The sequence below is a fragment of the Nocardia sp. NPDC055029 genome (assembly GCF_053608525.1).
Genome location: NZ_JBSGVQ010000023.1, coordinates 19,284 through 35,902 on the forward strand (window position 1 = coordinate 19,284; position 16,619 = coordinate 35,902).

A 16,619-nucleotide genomic window follows, 5' to 3' on the forward strand; every position below is an offset into this window, starting at 1 on the left:
CGGCCCGGCCGTGGGGACTCGCCCTCGGGTTCCGGCGCGCCGGGCGGCTGCTGCGGCATCGGCGGCCAGCCCGCACCGGGATCCGGTGGCTGCCACGGCGACTGCCCGGAGCCACCATTCGGGGGCTCACCAGGTTGATCGGGCGGACCAGGGTTCTGTGTGCTCACCGCTGCCGCCCCCTAGCCCCCGAAGTCACCACTAGCGCTCCTCGAATCCCGTCATGTCGCCCCGCGCGGGCTCCCAGCTTTCCACAACCAGGTCGACCCGGCCAGGTGCATGGCCGGACCGTAGCAGTTCCAGCAGCTTCTCGTCCGCCGTTCGCGGCCCTTCGGCGACAACGTGCACCCGGCCGTCACTGTGGTTGCGGGCGAAGCCGGTGAGCCCGAGTTCCAGTGCGCGCGAGCGGGTCCACCAGCGGAAACCCACCCCCTGCACCATCCCGTGCACCCAGGCGCTCAACCGCACCGTCTCGCTCATGCGTCGATGTCGAAGTTCAAGGTCACCTTGGTGCCCGCCTTGAGGGTGCGGCCCACGGTGCACACCTTGTCGACGGCGCGCTGCACGGTGACCAGTAGTCGCTCGCGCGCGGCCTCGTCCAGCTCGGACAGATCCAGTTCGACGACCTCGTCGATCTGCGGGTACAGCTCGTTCTCCCGGTCGGCGTCGCCGGAGACCCGGATGGTGGCGTCGAAGTCGTCGCCGAGGCGGCGCGAGAGCGGCAGGTCGGAGCTGAGGCCGGTGCAGGCGGCGAGTGCGATCTTGAGCAGCTCACCGGGGGTGAACGCGCCTTCGACGCCCTGCGAGGCGATCAGGACCTCCGCGCCGCGATTGCTGCGCCCGGTGTAGGCCCTGGTTCCGGTGCGCTCGACCCACAGTTCGGTCGGGGCGGTGGTCACGGGTGCGTTCTGCTCAGCCATAGCCTGATCCTGCCATTCGCGTCGAAGACGATTCACGCCTGGGAACGTCTACACCCAGGACGGCATTCCGGCGGAGTGATCCGGGGCACGCTCACTCCTGGAAGCGGTACCCCATGCCCGCCTCGGTCAGCAGGTGCCGCGGGTTGGCCGGGTCGTCCTCGAGTTTGCGCCGCAGCTGGGCGAGATAGACCCGCAGGTAGTGGGTCTCGGTGGCATAGGCGGGACCCCACACCTCACGCAGGAGTTCCTTGCGCCCCACCAGCTTTCCGCGATTGCGCACCAGCATCTCGAGCATCCCCCACTCGGTGGGCGTCAGATGCACGGATTCGCCCTGCTTGGTGACCTTCTTGGCGACCAGGTCGACCGTGAACGAGTCGGTGACCACCACCGGGTCGACGCTGTCGACATCGGTCGCCCCGCGCCGGACCGCCGCGCGCAGCCGGGCCAGCAGCTCGTCCATGCCGAACGGTTTGGTGACATAGTCGTCGGCGCCCGCGTCGAGCGCTTCGACCTTGTCGGCGGAATCGGTGCGCGCCGAGAGCACCAGCACCGGCGCGGAGGTCCAGCCGCGTAGCCCGGCGAGGACCTCGATGCCGTCCATATCGGGCAGACCCAGATCGAGAACGATGACATCGGGGTGCTTCTCGGCGGCGGCGCGCAAGGCGGCCGCACCGTTGCCCGCGGTGATCACCTCGTACCCACGCACCGACAGGTTGATTCGCAAGGCCCGCACGATCTGTGGCTCGTCGTCGACCACCAACACTTTGGTGGCGGCCGGAGCCTGATTCTTCACTGTTCCGCCTCTCCGGGGCTTCTGGCCAGGCTCGGGTGCGTGGGGACATCGGGTCGGCGGCTTGCGGTCGGGTTCACGCCCGCGTGAGCCCGTGCCCGGTGAGTTACCCATGTTCGCACGTTCATTCTGTAGTCCCGTCCGGTTCGGCGGTGAGGTCGGGCGCCAGAGGTACACCCGACGGCAGGTCGACGAGCATCGTCAGACCGCCGCCCGGCGTCGGTTCGGCGTGGACGGTGCCGCCCATCGCTTCGACGAAGCCGCGCACCACCGACAGGCCGAGGCCGACGCCGGTGGTGTTGTCACGGTCGCCGAGGCGCTGGAAAGGCTCGAACAGCTGCTCCTCAGTGCCCGCCGGGACGCCGGGGCCGAAATCGACGACGGCGATCGACACCCGGTCGCTGTCGTGTTCGGCGGTGACCCGCACCGGTGTCTCGCGGCCGGAGTGGCGCAGCGCGTTGTCGATCAGATTGGCGAGCACGCGCTCGAGCAGTCCAAGGTCGGCGAGGACGGAGACCTCCCCGACCTCGACCTTCACCCGGTCCATCGCCGCCCGGCGCACGCCGCGAGTACCCATGCCGACGCTGACCAGCGCACGATGCACCGCTTCGTCCATGTACACCTGCCGCAACTGCGGCGTGACGACGCCGACGGCCAGGCGCGAGGAGTCGAGCAGATTGCCCACCAGCGCCGTCAGCTGGTCGACCGACTCCTCGATCGCTTCCAGGAGCTCACCGGTGTCCTCCGGCGAGAACTCGATGTCGTCGCTGCGCAGGCTGGACACGGCCGCTTTCGCACCGGCCAGCGGTGTACGCAGATCGTGGCTGACCGCCGACAGCAGCGCCCGGCGGAGCCGATCGGCTTCCAGCAGCGCCGCCGCCGCACTGGCCTCCTCGGCCAGCCTCGCCTGCCGGACCAGCCCGACCGCCTGATTGGCGACCGCGTTGAGCACCGGCCGGTCGGTGGAGTCGATCGACCGGCCCGCCAGCAGCAGGTGGCTCTGCGCGTCACCCGCCTCGATGACGGTCTCGGCCTCCGACGGCCGCAGCGGCGGCTCCGTCCCCACCGCGGCGACGATCTGGTCGCCGCACTGCACACTCACCGCGCGCTGTCCGTAGGTCTCGCGAACCTGCTCGAGCAGCTTCGACAGGTCGGCGCCGTGCAGCACCGAACCGGCGAACATCGTCAGCAGCTCCGCTTCGCGAGAGGCCTTGCGCGCCTGTACCGTCCGCTTGGCCGCCACGTCGACCAGGGCCGCGACGGCGACGGCGACGATGAGCAGCACGACCACCGTGACGAAGTTGTCCGGCTCGGCGATGGTGAAGCTGTAGCGCGGCGCGGTGAAGTACCAGTTCAGCAGCAACCCCGACAGCAGCGCCGACAGCCCGGCGGGGACCACGCCACCGAACAGCGCCACCGCGACGACGCCGACGAAGAACATGGCGCTGAGCCCGCCCAGCTTCAGCCAGCCGTCGAGGAAGAGCCCGCAAATCACGCTCACCAGCACCGGAACGACGATCGCGGCCAGCCACGCGGTGACCGGCCGGCGCGGCCGCAGCCAATGCCTGCGCACCCCGCGGTTGGCTTCCTCGTGGGTCACCATGTGCACGTCGATCTTCCCGGACCGCTGCACCACGGTGGACCCGATGCCCTCGTCGAGCATCCTGGCCCACCGCGACCGCCGCGAGGTTCCGAGCACCAGCTGGGTGGCGTTGACTTCGCGCGCGAACTCGAGCAGCGCGGTGGGCACGTCGTCACCGGTGACGGTGTGCAACGACGCGTCGAGACCGGCGGCGAGTTCGCGCAGCTTGGCCATCCGCTCGGTCGACACCCCGGCCAGCCCGTCGCCGCGCACCACGTGCACCACGACGAGATCGGCGCTGGACTTCGACGCGATCCGCCCCGCCCGGCGCACGACCGTCTCCGATTCCGGGCCGCCGGTCACCGCGACGACCACCCGCTCGCGGGCCTCCCACAGCTCGGTGATCTTGTGGTCGGCCCGGTATCTGGCGAGCGCGGCGTCGACCTGATCGGCCAGCCACAGCAGCGCGAGTTCACGCAGCGCGGTCAGGTTGCCGGGGCGGAAGTAGTTGCGCAGTGCCGCGTCGACCTTGTCGGCGGCGTAGACATTGCCGTGCGAGAGCCTGCGCCGCAACGCCTCCGGCGTGAGGTCGACGAGCTCCACCTGGTCGGCGGCGCGCACGACGGCGTCGGGGACGGTCTCGCGCTGCTCGATGCCGGTGATCTGCTGGACCACGTCGTTGAGGCTCTCGAGGTGCTGCACGTTGACCGTCGAGATGACGTCGATGCCCGCGTCGAGCAACTGCTCCACGTCCTGCCATCGCTTCTCGTGCACGCTGCCCGGCGCGTTGGTGTGCGCGAGCTCGTCGACGAGCACCACCGCGGGCTTGCGGGCCAGCACAGCATCGACGTCGAGCTCGGGCAGCTCGGTCCCCCGGTACTCGATCAGTTTCGTCGGAATCCGCTCGATGCCCTCCAGCAGTTCGGCGGTCTTCTTCCTGCCGTGCGTCTCCACGAGGGCCGCGACCACATCGCGGCCGCGTTCCAGCCGCCGATGCGCTTCGCCGAGCATGGCGTAGGTCTTGCCGACGCCCGGCGCCGCACCGAGGTAGATGCGCAGCAGTCCGCGTTTCACCTGTCCATCATCGCGTGCCGGCGCTCCGGAGCCTGCGGGCGCACCGGCAACACACCGACGGTCACCATCGGAGCGTGTGAAGTATCGATCCGGCCGAGCACCCGGATCAGCAGCAGCGATGCGACGAATCCGAAGATCACCGCGAGAGTCACCACAGACACCGCGATCTCACTTTCCATGAGCAAGGGACCGGCGGCGCCCGCCGGTGCACACCTTTGTATCCGCGCGAATATCGCCTGATCTCGATCTTTACGGAGTGTTGACGGCTATCCGGCCCGCCTTGACGGCATCCTCACACCCGCCACCGGGCATCGCGTCAACATTCCGCAAAGGCCGTGCCGCCCGGCGCTAAGGAGTCGTAAGGAAACCACGCCGAGGCCTGATCCGGCGTTTCACTCACCTAGGCGCTTCACCTCGGAGCGCAAGGAGGTTGGAAATGTCTGTCGTGGTGTTCACGGTGCTCACCGTGGCGATCTTCGCGCTGCTGGGCGTGATCCAGCGGGGAGTGGAGAAGCTGTGATCGCGAACCTTGTCGGTCTGGTTCTGGCCGTCCTCGTCGCCGTGTACATGGTCGCGGCGCTGCTCTTCCCCGAGAGGTTCTAGGTGAACACGACAACAGCGGGGATCGTCTTCGTGGCGGCCCTGGTCATCACGCTGGCCCTGGTGCATGTGCCGCTCGGCGACTACATGTACCGGGTCTACAGCAGTGACAAGCACTGCAGCGCCGAGCGGCTGATCTACCGCGCCATCGGCGCGAAACCCGAGGTCGAGCAGACCTGGCCGGTCTACGCCCGCAGTGTGCTGGCGTTCTCGGCGGTCGGCATCCTGTTCCTGTTCTTCTTTCAGCTGGTGCAGGGCGCGCTGCCGCTGCACCTGAACGATCCCGGCACCGAGATGACCCCGGCGCTGGCATGGAACACCGCGGTCAGCTTCGTCACCAACACCAACTGGCAGAACTACTCCGGTGAGTCGACCCAGGGTCATCTGGTGCAGATGGCCGGCCTGGCGGTGCAGAACTTCGTCTCCGCGGCCGTCGGCATGGCGGTGGCGGTGGCGCTGGTGCGCGGCTTCGCCCGCCGCCACACCGGTGAGCTCGGCAACTTCTGGGTCGACCTGGTGCGCGGCACCCTGCGCATCCTGCTGCCGATCGCGTTCGTCTTCGCGATCGTCCTGGTCGCGGGCGGTGTCATCCAGAACTTCCACCTGCACGATCAGGTCGCACAGACCCTCGGTGGCGTCCAGCAGACGCTGACCGGTGGCCCGGTCGCCAGCCAGGAGGTCATCAAGGAGCTCGGCACCAACGGCGGCGGCTTCTACAACGCCAACTCCGCGCATCCGTTCGAGAACGCGAGCACCTGGACGAACTTCCTGGAGATCTTCCTGCTGATGGTGATCGCCTTCTCGCTGCCGCGCACGTTCGGCCGGATGATAGGCAGCACCAAGCAGGGGTACGCGATCGTGGCGGTGATGGGCACGATCGCACTGACCAGCATCGCGCTGACCAACCTGTTCCAGCTGCAGCACCACGGCACCGTGCCGACCGCGATCGGCGCGTCCATGGAGGGCGTGGAAACCCGCTTCGGCGTTGCCGATTCGGCCACCTTCGCGGGCGCGACCACCCTCACCTCGACGGGTGCGGTGAACTCGTTCCACGATTCCTACACCAGCCTCGGCGGCCTGATGACGATGTTCAACATGCAGCTGGGCGAGGTGGCGCCCGGCGGTGTCGGCTCCGGTCTGTACGGCATGCTGATCCTCGCCGTGATCACGGTGTTCGTGGCGGGCCTGATGGTCGGGCGCACCCCCGAGTACCTCGGCAAGAAGATCACGCCGCGCGAAATCAAGCTGGCCGCTTCCTATTTCCTGGTGAGCCCGCTGATCGTGCTGATCGGCACCGCGATCGCGATGGCGCTGCCCGGCCAGCGGGCGAGCATGCTCAACAGCGGCCCGCACGGTCTCTCGGAAGTGCTGTACGCCTTCACCTCCGCGGCCAACAACAACGGTTCCGCCTTCGCCGGACTCACCGGCAACACCGAGTGGTTCAATACCGCGCTCGGCCTGGCGATGGTGTTCGGCCGGTTCCTGCCGATCATCTTCGTCCTGGCTCTGGCCGGTTCACTGGCCCAGCAGGGCACCACTCCCGCGTCGATCGGCACGCTGCCGACGCACCGGCCGCAGTTCGTCGGCATGGTCGTCGGCGTGACGGTGATCCTGGTCGCGCTCACCTTCCTGCCCGCCCTCGCGCTCGGGCCGCTCGCCGAAGGAATCCACTGAGATGACAAGTCCCACCCTCGAAACACCGGCCGCGCCGCGGCCCGAGCACCGCACCAAGGGTGTCCAGAAGGGCGTCCTCGAGCCGAAGCTGCTGCTCACTTCGCTGCCCGGCGCCCTGCGCAAACTCGATCCGCGCACGCTGTGGAAGAACCCCGTGATGCTGATCGTCGAGATCGGCGCGGTGTGGTCGACCATTCTCGCCATCGCCGATCCGAGCTTCTTCGCCTGGGCGATCGTGGTGTGGCTGTGGCTGACAGTGGTATTCGCCAACCTGGCCGAGGCCGTCGCCGAAGGGCGTGGTAAAGCCCAGGCCGACACCCTGCGAAAGGCCAAGACCGACACCGTCGCTCGCCGCTTGGCCGACTGGACTCCCAGCGGCCGCATCATCGAGGAACGGGTCGCCGCGACCGAACTGCGCCGCGGTGACCACGTCGTCGTCGAGGCAGGCCAGGTCATCCCCGGTGACGGCGATGTCGTCGAAGGCATCGCCTCGGTGGACGAATCGGCCATCACCGGCGAATCCGCCCCGGTCATCCGCGAATCCGGCGGCGATCGGTCGGCCGTCACCGGCGGCACCACCGTGCTCTCGGACCGGATCGTCGTCAAGATCACCCAGGAGCCCGGCGCCAGCTTCATCGACAAGATGATCGCGCTCGTCGAGGGCGCCAGCCGCCAGAAGACACCGAACGAGATCGCGCTCAACATCCTGCTGGCCGCGCTCACGATCATCTTCGTCTTCGCGGTCACCACGCTGCAGCCCCTCGCGATCTTCGCCAAGTCGAACAACCCCGGCGTGCCGGACACTTCGGCGCTGGACGCGCACGGCATCACCGGCATCGTGATGGTCTCGCTGCTGGTCTGCCTCATCCCGACCACCATCGGCGCGCTGCTCTCGGCCATCGGCATCGCAGGCATGGACCGCCTCGTGCAGCGCAATGTGCTGGCCATGTCGGGTCGCGCGGTGGAAGCCGCCGGTGATGTGAACACGCTGCTGCTCGACAAGACCGGCACCATCACCCTCGGCAACCGGCAGGCGGCCGAATTCGTCCCGATGCCAGGCATTCTCGACGACGAGCTCGCCGACGCCGCGCAGCTGTCGAGCCTGGCCGACGAGACGCCGGAGGGGCGGTCGATCGTCGTGTTCGCCAAGCAGACGTTCAACAAGCGGGAACGTTCCGCCGGCGAGCTGCCCGGTGCCACCTGGGTGGAGTTCACCGCGCAGACCCGCATGTCGGGTGTCACCCTCGCCGACGGGCACCAGCTGCGCAAGGGGGCAGCGGGTGCGGTGATCGAATGGGTTCGGGCCCAGGGTGGTTCGGTCCCCGGCGATGCCACGGCGATCGTCGACGGCATCTCGGCCTCGGGCGGCACGCCGCTGATGGTCGGCGAGGTCAAGGACGGCACCCCGCGGCTGCTCGGCGTCATCCATCTCAAGGACGTCGTCAAACAGGGCATGCGGGAACGCTTCGACGAGATGCGCCGCATGGGCATCCGCACGGTGATGATCACCGGCGACAACCCGTTGACCGCCAAAGCGATCGCCGACGAAGCGGGCGTGGACGACTTCCTCGCCGAGGCGACGCCGGAGGACAAGCTCGCCCTGATCAAGTCCGAACAGGACGGCGGCCGCCTGGTCGCCATGACCGGTGACGGCACCAACGACGCCCCCGCCCTGGCCCAGGCCGACGTGGGCGTGGCGATGAACACCGGCACCTCGGCCGCCAAAGAGGCGGGCAATATGGTCGATCTGGATTCGGACCCGACCAAGCTGATCGAGATCGTCGAGATCGGCAAGCAACTGCTGATCACCCGTGGCGCGCTCACCACGTTCTCCATCGCCAACGACATCGCCAAGTACTTCGCGATCATTCCCGCGTTGTTCGTCGCGCTGTTCCCCGGCCTGGACGCGCTCAACATCATGCGCCTGGCCAGCCCGCAGTCGGCGATCCTGTCGGCGGTCATCTTCAACGCGATCATCATCGTGGCGCTCATCCCGCTGGCGCTGCGCGGTGTCAACTACCGGCCGAGCAATGCCTCGAAGCTGTTGAGCCGCAACCTGACGATCTACGGCCTGGGCGGCATCATCGCGCCGTTCATCGGCATCAAGATCATCGACCTGCTCGTCCAACTCCTCCCCGGGATGTCCTGAAATGCGTATGTCAACCTGGATCCGCCAGCACCTGGCCGCCCTGCGCGCCCTGCTCGTGCTGACGGTGATCACCGGAATCGTGTACCCCGTCGCGGTTTTCGCGGTCGCGCAACTGCCCGGACTGAACGACAAGGCCGACGGCTCGCTCCTCGAGCGCGACGGAAAGCTGGTGGGCTCCAGCCTGATCGGGCAGTCGTTCACCGACGCCGACGGCGAGGCCATGGTGCAGTACTTCCAGAGCCGCCCGTCGGCCGCGGGCGACGGCTACGATCCGCTGTCCACCGCGGCGAGCAATCTGGGCCCGGAGGACATCGTCGACACCGCCGCCCGCCCCAGCCTGCTCACCACCGTGTGCAGCCGCTCCAAGGAGGTCGGCGACCGTGAGGGGGTCGACGGCGCCCGCCAGTTCTGCACGAAAGACGGTGTGGGCGCGGTTCTCTCGGTGATCGGCCCGCGTGACACCGACGGCGACGTGTCGCGGCCGGCGCAGGTGGTCAGCGTCAACGAGCTCTGCCCGGCGCGGCCGTTCCTCGCCACGTTCCGCGGCGTCGCCGTGGAGTGCGCACAGGAGGGCGGAGACTACTCGACCGGCCGGATCATCCCGATCCTCGGTGATGCCCCCGCCGACGCCGCGGTGCCCGCCGACGCGGTCACGGCCAGCGGCAGCGGCCTCGACCCGCACATCTCCCCCGAGTACGCGGCCATCCAGGTCGAGCGGGTGGCGAAGGCGCGCGGCATCACCGCGGACCAGGTTCGCGCGGTGCTGGACGCGCACACCGACGGGCGCACGCTCGGTTTCCTCGGTGAGCCGCGGGTGAACGTTCTCGAGCTCAATCTCGCACTGGACGAACGCTTCCCGTTCCAGGGCTGAATACTGCGATCAGGGCCGGATCCCACGGATCCGGCCCTGACGCGCTACTCGTCCTCGTCGGTGATCAGCGCCCAGCCCTCGGGCAGACCCGTCACGGTGACCGCGGACCCGCAGACCTCGATATCGACGGTGACCTCGCCGAGCCGGAACTCCGACATCCGCACGCATCCCCAGGACGGCGGCACCTGCGGCCGCAAGGTCAGGGTCCGGGCGGGCACGTCGGGGTCGAGCCCGAGGAACGAGCGCACCAGCAGCAACGGCGCCGCACTCGCCCACGCCTGCGGCGAACACGAGGTGGGATAGGGCACCGGCGCCGCGAAGCGGGTCCGCGGGAAACCGCAGAACAACTCGGGCAGCCTGCCGTCGAACGCGGCAGCGGCGTCGAGCAGACCGGCCGAGAGCTTGGTCGCCAGTTCCACCGCGCCCGGCACGTGCTGGTACCGCATGAGCCCGGCGACCGCGATCGCCGTGTCGTGCGGCCACACCGACCCGCTGTGATAGCTCATCGGGTTGTAGGCGCCCATGTTCGACGCCAGGGTACGCAGGCCGAAGCCGGAATCCATCTCCGCCTTGGCCAGGTTCTCGATCAGGAGCTCGGCGTGCTCGTCGGTGGCGATGCCCGACCAGAGACAGTGCGCGGCATTGCTGGTCAACGCGTCGACCTGCCGCTTGCTGCCGTCCAATGCCACGGCGTACCAGCCGCACTGGGGTAGCCAGAACTGCTCCGCGAACTTGGTCCGCAGATCGGCCGCGCGTTCGCGCATTCGACCGGCCAGCGCGGGATCGTCGAACGCGTCGGCCAGCTCGGCCCTGGCCAGGTACGCCGCGTACACATACCCCTGCACCTCGCACAGCGCGATCGGCGCCTGCGCGATATGTCCTGCGGCGTCGTTGATCCCGTCGAAGCTGTCCTTCCAGCCCTGGTTGATCAGACCGCGATCGGTGGCGCGCACGTATTCGACGAAACCGTCGTCGTCGCGGTCACCGAAGTCGGTGATCCAGCCGATCGCCGCGTCCGCCGCGGGCAGCAAGGTCGCGATGGAGGCCGGTTCGGCGCCCCAGCGCAGGCATTCGGCGAGCAGCATCACGAACAGCGGTGTGGCGTCGACGGTTCCGTAGTAGATCTGGCCGCCCAGTACCTGCCCGACCGCGGGACCGCGCCGCATCTCGTGCATGATCCGGCCCGGTTCCTCCTCCACCAGCGGATCGACCGTCTGGCCCTGCAATTCGGCCAGCTGCTGCAGCGTGCCGAGGGCGAGATCGGTTTCCAGCGGCAGCGACATCCATGCCGTGAGCAGGGAGTCCCGGCCGAACAGTGTCATGAACCAGGGTGCGCCCGCCGCGACGAACGGCCTGCCGGTGCCCGAGTCGGGCTGGATCTGCAAGGCGCCCAAATCACTTTCGCTGCGCCGCAGTATCTGGTTGAGCAGTCCGGAATCGGCGGCGATGTCGGTGGCGGTGGCCCGCCACGCCTGGATCTTGCGCACCGGCTCGCTGGCCCGGTACCGCTCGCCCGGGGTGCCCTGGGTCTGCGGGCGCTGCGCGGCGCCCGCGGGCTGGGCGGTGATCTCGGTCTGCCAGCGTCCGCCCGCGGGGACGACGACGCGCCAGATCATGGTGCCGTTCAGCACCATCGGCTCGACGGTCGAGGTGAGCGCGAGCCCGCGCGACAGGTCGGCCCGGTCGTGCAGCAGCAGCTCGCCGTCGGCGGTCGTCATCTCCGCCCGGTGGCCGTTCATCCGGCCTTCCTTCACCGAGAACAGGTCGACGAAATCGGCGTCGACGTGCAGTTCGATCACTACCGCGGTGGCCTCGCGGCTCATATTCTCCAGCGTGATGAGCTCGTGCATGCCTTCGGCGACGAGGCGATCGCGCACGACGAGCAGGGTGCTGTCGGCCCTGCCCTGCTGCGGCGGCCTTCGCTGCACGAACCGTGCCGCGAAGGCCTCCGGGCTCAGCACAGACAGCGGTTCGGGCCGTCTGCCGTCGATCATCAGCTCCCAGCGCGAAATCACCCTGGCGTCACGGAAGAACAGGCCCTGCGGCTTGCCCGGCTCGATGTCGCCGAGCCGGTCCGACAGGCAGAACGTGCCGCCTTCGACGAGGGTGACGTTGCCGCCGTTGCCGCCGAGCCCCGCGGGTTCCCCCGCGTTGAGCGGGCTCGGCGGCGACGCGCTGTTCAGGCTCATACGCGCCCGCTGACCGCCGCCCCGAACGGCATCGGCATCGCGTCGAACGCGCTGCCGTACCCGATCGCGGTGCGGGCCAACAATTGCCGGTACACCTGCTCGTAGCCACCGCCGAGGGTGTCGGCGCCGAAATTCGCCTCGACGTGCGCCCGGCAGTCCGCCGGATCGAACGTCGCGACTTCCGCGATGGCGCCGGGCAACTCGTCCGGCTCCTCACAGATGCGTCCGGTGACGCCGTCGACCAGCACCTCGGCCACCGCGCCGCCGCGCAACGCGACCACCGGCGTTCCGCAGACCATTGCCTCGATCATCACCATGCCGAACGGCTCCTCCCAGCAAATGGGGAACAGCAGACACCGTGCTCCGGACAACAGTTTACGCTTGGCCGTCGCGTCGGCGAGACCGAATACATGATCGTCGTCGGTCAGCCGCGGGCGCACGTACTCCTCGAAGTAGGCCTTCTCATGCGGCTCGGAACACTTGCCCGCCAGGATGAGCGGGATTCCGGCCGCGTGGGCGGCGTCGAGCGCCAGATGCGGGCCCTTGTCCATGTGGAAGCGGCCGAGGAACAGCGCGTAGTCCTGCTTCTCGGTCTGGAACGGCCACAGATCCGGCCGCAGTGCGTTGTGCACGCGTCCTACCCACGGCAGATCGGGCGCGAGTTCGCGCTGCCTGTCACTGATCGCGACGAGCGAGCATTCCTCGCCCAGTTCGCGGTAGTAGTCGTAGCACTCGTCCTGCACGGGACCGTGCACGGTGACCAAGGTCGGCAGGCCGAGATTGGCGTAGGCGGGCGCGTTCAGCGGGCCCGCGAAGGTGTGATCGTGGACCAGGTCGATACCTTCGGTCTCGGCCAGGCGCTCGATCGCGCGGCGCACCCGCAGGGCGTGCACCACCTCGGGGAACGGATCACCGAGTCGTTCCGGGACGATCCGGTCCCACAGCGGGACGAAATTCGCCTTGGTACCCGGCTCGCCCGCACCGAACAGGGTGACGTGATGGCCGCGCTCACAGAGCGAATCGACCAGATCGGCTACGACGGCCTCGACGCCGCCGTACGCCTTGGGAGGCACATCGAAATACGGTGGAACCACCATCGCGATCCGCAGTGGGCCGCCGTTGTGCTCGATCGCGTAGAGATCGGACGTGGAGAACCCGGTCGGCGACATTGCCGACGTATCTGCACTCATGACCTTCCTTCCAGGGACACAACCTCGCAACACTTGCGCGAACAAGAGATGGCCGCCTCGGCGGGGGTGGAGACGAGAGCTTCACCGCCGTCCATGGGGCATGGTTGGCCTGGTCAGACGTGGAGCGCACCACGTGGGTGCCCGCCTGAACAGAGGGGCCGTAGAGGAACGTACCCCGCTACCGGCGAGTAAACCAGTGGTTTGCTGGGTTTTCGCATCGGCGATTCCGTGCCGCGACAGGAGATTACGCCGTCAGAGGCGGTCTACGGCGTACAGAATTTCGGTTCGACCGGATCGACACATGGGATGTTGCCGAACTCGGTCATGGTAAGCCTGGCCTTACCCCGCGTCAGATAGTCCAGGAACTGGGCCACCAGCGAATCACCGGCGACCGGTCCATGAGTGTAGGCGTACTCGACACCGGTGAAGCGGTAGGCACCGGAACGGATCGTGTCGGGCGTGGGGCCCACCCCGTCGATCGTGACGGCCGCGACCTCACCGCCGACCGCCGAGGTTTCCAGATAACCCACCGCACCAGGGATTTTGGCAACGAACGTAGCCACTTCCTCGGTGACGTCGACCTCGCACTGCTCGCCACCCGAGGCCATTCCGACGCAACTGGTGTAGCGGAACACCTTGCGGTTGTCCTCGAGCAGTCTCGACTCCAGCGCGCGGCGCGTCCCCGAGCCCGCGGTCCGGTCGATCAGCACCACCGGGAGATCGGGTCCGCCGATCTGGTTCCAGTTCCTGATGTTCCCCCGATACAGGTCCCGGATCTGCTGGATGGACAGGTCTTTCAGTCCGACGCCGGGATGCAGCACCATCGAGAACGAGGCCCGCGCCAGGGGCAGTTCGGTGAGCGCGGCGAACGAGGTGCCTTTGGTGCCGTCGCCGATGGCGAGCATCCCCGGTGTCGGACCGGCCTTGGTCAGGGCGCGCAGTCCGGGTTCGGTCCCGGCGAAGTCGAAGGTGAATCGCGCACCGGTGCAGGTCTTCTCGTAGTTCTGCGCGGCCTTGCGGATCATCGGCGCCATCGCCGTCGACCCGACGACGGTGAGCTCGCCCGCGGCGCAGTCACGCGGTGCCGGATCAGGTTGCACCACGGCGACCACCAACTGGATCACGACCAGGACGAGCAGGAACAGGCTCAGCGCCATCAGGATCCAGGGCGGACGCGCGTTGCTCTTCGTCGGCTCCACCCGGCCGCCCTTGATACCGCCGGACACCGTGGGCTCCGGGGTCTCAGCCTTGTCGTTCGGCCGGTTCAGGACCGCCAGGACCTTGTAGTGGTGGCCCCGCTCGAGCGTCACCTTCGGCAGATCCACGATGCCGACCAGGGTGACAGGCTGGTCCTGCGCGGGCGTCGCCGTTCCCTGCTTGCGCCACGCGATGCCCGAATTGTGCCCCAGATTGGGGTGCGGCACCCCGTTGATTTCGGTGACAGCCAGGCCGATCACCTCGCGGCCGGGAAATCTCACCTGGAGACCGACTTTGTCGTTCCCCTCCATGTTCATCGTGTAATCGCCGTCATCTATGCGCAGCGACCCGCTGTTCTCGATCCGCACCAGCACGAGCGAGAGGTTCTTGAGCTCCCACTCCGTGTTACCTGCCACGGTCGTCCGCAGATTGCGCAGCGCCCCGGTGACATCGGGATCGGTGGGTCCGCCCGGCGCGGGGAACTCGATCTCACCGGTGACCGGCGTATCCATCTGCACCCGGTATCCGAGCCGCCTGCTGCCGACGAGCACGTACTCCCGCAGAAACGCCGCGAGGGCCACCACGATACCGATGACCGAGAGCACTATCTCGATCGGAAACTCGCCCACCGCGTCCCCACTCATCCACCCCGGCGCTACGTTCTCGTATGTCTACCAGGCGAATGATCCGACCAGCCGAACGACATCAGCTGTTGGGCAACTCTTCACCCACCGGATTCCGTCGTCCACGCCAGCAGCCGCGCGAGCGGCCAGGTGTTGATCACTGTCTCGGCCTCGACGCCGTAGGCTACCGCCCGCTCGCATCCGTAACCCTGCCAGGCCAATTGGCCGGGGGCGTGCGCGTCGGTGTCGATGCTGAAGTAGCAGCCGATGTCGACGGCCAGGTCGATGAGGCGCCCGGGCGGGTCGCGGCGTTCGGGGCGGCAGTTGATCTCGACGGCGGTGCCGTACTTGCGGCAGGCCTCGAAGACGAGTTCGGCGTCGAAACTGGATTCGGGGCGGGTGCCGCGGCCGCCGGTGACCAGGCGGCCGGTGCAGTGGCCGAGGACATCGACATTCGGATTCGCGACGGCGTAGACCATGCGTTTGGTCATGGTGGCACTGTCGGCGCGCAGATGCGAATGCACGCTGGCGACAACGACATCCAGGCGTTCGAGCAGATCGGCGCGCTGGTCGAGGGTGCCGTCGTCGAGGATGTCGACCTCGATGCCGGTGAGGATCCGGAAGGGCGCGAGTTGCTCGTTGAGTTCGGCGACCACGTCGAGCTGACGGAGCAGACGGTCCGCGGACAGGCCGTTCGCGACGGTCAGGCGCGGCGAATGATCGGTCAGCGCACAGTATTCGTGGCCGAGCGCGGCCGCGACGCCCATCATCTCCGCGATCGGACTGCCGCCGTCGGACCAGTCCGAATGGGTGTGCAGGTCACCGCGCAGCTGCGCGCGCAGCGGATCGCCCGACGAACCGATCGGCGCGGCGGCCTTGCGCAGGTCGGCCAGGTAGTCGGGAACCGCACCGGTCCAGGCCTGTTCGATGACGGCCGCGGTCTTGGGACCGATGCCGGGCAGCTCGTGCCAGCTGTGCGCGCTCGCGCGCGCGGCCCGCTCGGCCTCGGTCAGCCCGGCGACGACATCGGCGGCGCGGCGGTAAGCCTTCACCCGATAGGTCTGCGCCCGATCGCGTTCGAGCCAGAACGCGATCTCGCGCAGGGCCGCTACGGGTCCGGGGCTCGCCGCCGACGTCACGTGCGCTACTTGATCCGGCCGTACTTCAGGAACGCGACGCCGTCGGCGTACACGCGGCTGGTGATCACCCGGAACCGTTCCGGCGCGGGCAGTTTTGCGCCGCCGCCGAACAGCGGGCGACCGGTGCCGAGCACCACCGGATGCAGTTTGAGGAACACCTGGTCGATCTCGGGCAGCAGCGCCTGCGCCAGCTCACCGCCGCCACACAGCCAGATGCCGAGTCCCGCTTCGCGTTTCAGCTCCCGGACGGCGGCGACCGGATCGGCCGTGATCAGCTCGACCCCTGGCGCTGGCGACTCGGGCAGCGTCGTGGACACCACGAACTGCCGCAGGTGCTCGTACGGGCTGGCGGTGCCGGTGCGCACCCCGAAGTCATGGGTCTTGCGGCCCATGATCACGGTGTCGAAGTACACGTTGCCCGCCGCGATGCCGCGCGACTCGCGCACCTTGGTCGGCAGGGTCTCGGGGTACTGCGAGGTGATCGATGGCCCGTGGTCGCCGCCCACCGGGAAGAAGTCCAGTGTCCCGTCCTCGGCGGCGATGAACCCGTCGATCGTCGATGCCACGAAATAGGTCAGCTTGCGCATAACGTCCTCCTGCACGGACCCGGTCCGAAACGACCTG

At 68.3% G+C, this 16,619-nt stretch carries 15 protein-coding genes; 5 read left to right on the forward strand and 10 right to left on the reverse strand.

Annotated features, from left to right (window positions below):
* Positions 1-198: 198 nt before the first annotated feature.
* The 5 genes from ACWF9G_RS20140 to ACWF9G_RS20160 all read right to left on the reverse strand — a co-directional run bounded on the left by ACWF9G_RS20140 (position 199) and on the right by ACWF9G_RS20160 (position 4,524).
* Complete coding sequence (locus ACWF9G_RS20140) at positions 199-477, reverse strand: acylphosphatase (RefSeq protein ID WP_379304630.1); 279 nt, start codon at positions 475-477, stop codon at positions 199-201.
* Complete coding sequence (locus ACWF9G_RS20145; protein WP_189024432.1) at positions 474-917, reverse strand: OsmC family protein; 444 nt, start codon at positions 915-917, stop codon at positions 474-476. The genes ACWF9G_RS20140 and ACWF9G_RS20145 overlap by 4 nt, the downstream gene beginning before the upstream one ends.
* 91 nt (positions 918-1,008) lie before the next feature.
* Positions 1,009-1,710: a response regulator gene (locus ACWF9G_RS20150; protein ID WP_452517008.1), complete on the reverse strand. Its 702-nt coding sequence runs from the start codon at positions 1,708-1,710 to the stop codon at positions 1,009-1,011.
* 121 nt (positions 1,711-1,831) lie between these two features.
* Entirely contained in the window at positions 1,832-4,363 is a 2,532-nt protein-coding gene (locus ACWF9G_RS20155; RefSeq protein ID WP_452517009.1) for an ATP-binding protein, read from the reverse strand.
* A complete protein-coding gene (locus tag ACWF9G_RS20160) occupies positions 4,360-4,524 on the reverse strand; it encodes a hypothetical protein (protein WP_452517010.1) in 165 nt (54 codons plus the stop codon). The genes ACWF9G_RS20155 and ACWF9G_RS20160 overlap by 4 nt, the downstream gene beginning before the upstream one ends.
* A 275-nt stretch (positions 4,525-4,799) precedes the next feature.
* On the opposite strand from ACWF9G_RS20160, the gene ACWF9G_RS20165 reads away from it, so the two are divergent.
* The 5 genes from ACWF9G_RS20165 to ACWF9G_RS20185 are packed head-to-tail and all read left to right on the forward strand — an operon-like array spanning position 4,800 to position 9,657.
* On the forward strand, positions 4,800-4,883 hold the full coding sequence (locus ACWF9G_RS20165) for a potassium-transporting ATPase (RefSeq protein WP_110035904.1): 84 nt from the start codon (positions 4,800-4,802) through the stop codon (positions 4,881-4,883).
* On the forward strand, positions 4,880-4,966 hold the full coding sequence (locus ACWF9G_RS20170) for a potassium-transporting ATPase subunit F (RefSeq protein WP_218719288.1): 87 nt from the start codon (positions 4,880-4,882) through the stop codon (positions 4,964-4,966). The genes ACWF9G_RS20165 and ACWF9G_RS20170 overlap by 4 nt, the downstream gene beginning before the upstream one ends.
* A complete protein-coding gene (kdpA, locus tag ACWF9G_RS20175) occupies positions 4,967-6,637 on the forward strand; it encodes a potassium-transporting ATPase subunit KdpA (protein WP_452517012.1) in 1,671 nt (556 codons plus the stop codon). It abuts the gene before it with no gap.
* Between the two features lies 1 nt (position 6,638).
* Positions 6,639-8,786: a potassium-transporting ATPase subunit KdpB gene (gene kdpB / locus ACWF9G_RS20180; RefSeq protein ID WP_452517014.1), complete on the forward strand. Its 2,148-nt coding sequence runs from the start codon at positions 6,639-6,641 to the stop codon at positions 8,784-8,786.
* A gap of 1 nt (position 8,787) precedes the next feature.
* Positions 8,788-9,657: a potassium-transporting ATPase subunit C gene (locus tag ACWF9G_RS20185; protein ID WP_452517015.1), complete on the forward strand. Its 870-nt coding sequence runs from the start codon at positions 8,788-8,790 to the stop codon at positions 9,655-9,657.
* 44 nt (positions 9,658-9,701) lie between these two features.
* Here the strand turns inward: ACWF9G_RS20185 and ACWF9G_RS20190 are convergent, their stop codons facing one another.
* The 5 genes from ACWF9G_RS20190 to ACWF9G_RS20210 all read right to left on the reverse strand — a co-directional run bounded on the left by ACWF9G_RS20190 (position 9,702) and on the right by ACWF9G_RS20210 (position 16,582).
* Positions 9,702-11,846 carry an amylo-alpha-1,6-glucosidase gene (locus ACWF9G_RS20190; RefSeq protein ID WP_379304618.1) on the reverse strand — a complete coding sequence of 715 codons (2,145 nt, stop codon included), beginning with the start codon at positions 11,844-11,846 and terminating at the stop codon, positions 9,702-9,704.
* Positions 11,843-13,015: a glycosyltransferase family 4 protein gene (locus ACWF9G_RS20195; RefSeq protein WP_379304739.1), complete on the reverse strand. Its 1,173-nt coding sequence runs from the start codon at positions 13,013-13,015 to the stop codon at positions 11,843-11,845. The genes ACWF9G_RS20190 and ACWF9G_RS20195 overlap by 4 nt, the downstream gene beginning before the upstream one ends.
* Before the next feature lie 284 nt (positions 13,016-13,299).
* Positions 13,300-14,862 carry a PstS family phosphate ABC transporter substrate-binding protein gene (locus ACWF9G_RS20200; RefSeq protein WP_452517016.1) on the reverse strand — a complete coding sequence of 521 codons (1,563 nt, stop codon included), beginning with the start codon at positions 14,860-14,862 and terminating at the stop codon, positions 13,300-13,302.
* Positions 14,863-14,957: 95 nt separating this feature from the next.
* Positions 14,958-15,995 (reverse strand): PHP domain-containing protein, encoded by a 1,038-nt coding sequence (locus ACWF9G_RS20205; RefSeq protein WP_452517018.1) that lies wholly within the window; start codon positions 15,993-15,995, stop codon positions 14,958-14,960.
* Positions 15,996-16,000: 5 nt separating this feature from the next.
* The gene (locus ACWF9G_RS20210) at positions 16,001-16,582 is read right to left on the reverse strand and encodes a dihydrofolate reductase family protein (protein ID WP_452517019.1); all 582 of its coding nucleotides are present in this window, start codon (positions 16,580-16,582) and stop codon (positions 16,001-16,003) included.
* Positions 16,583-16,619: the final 37 nt, after the last annotated feature.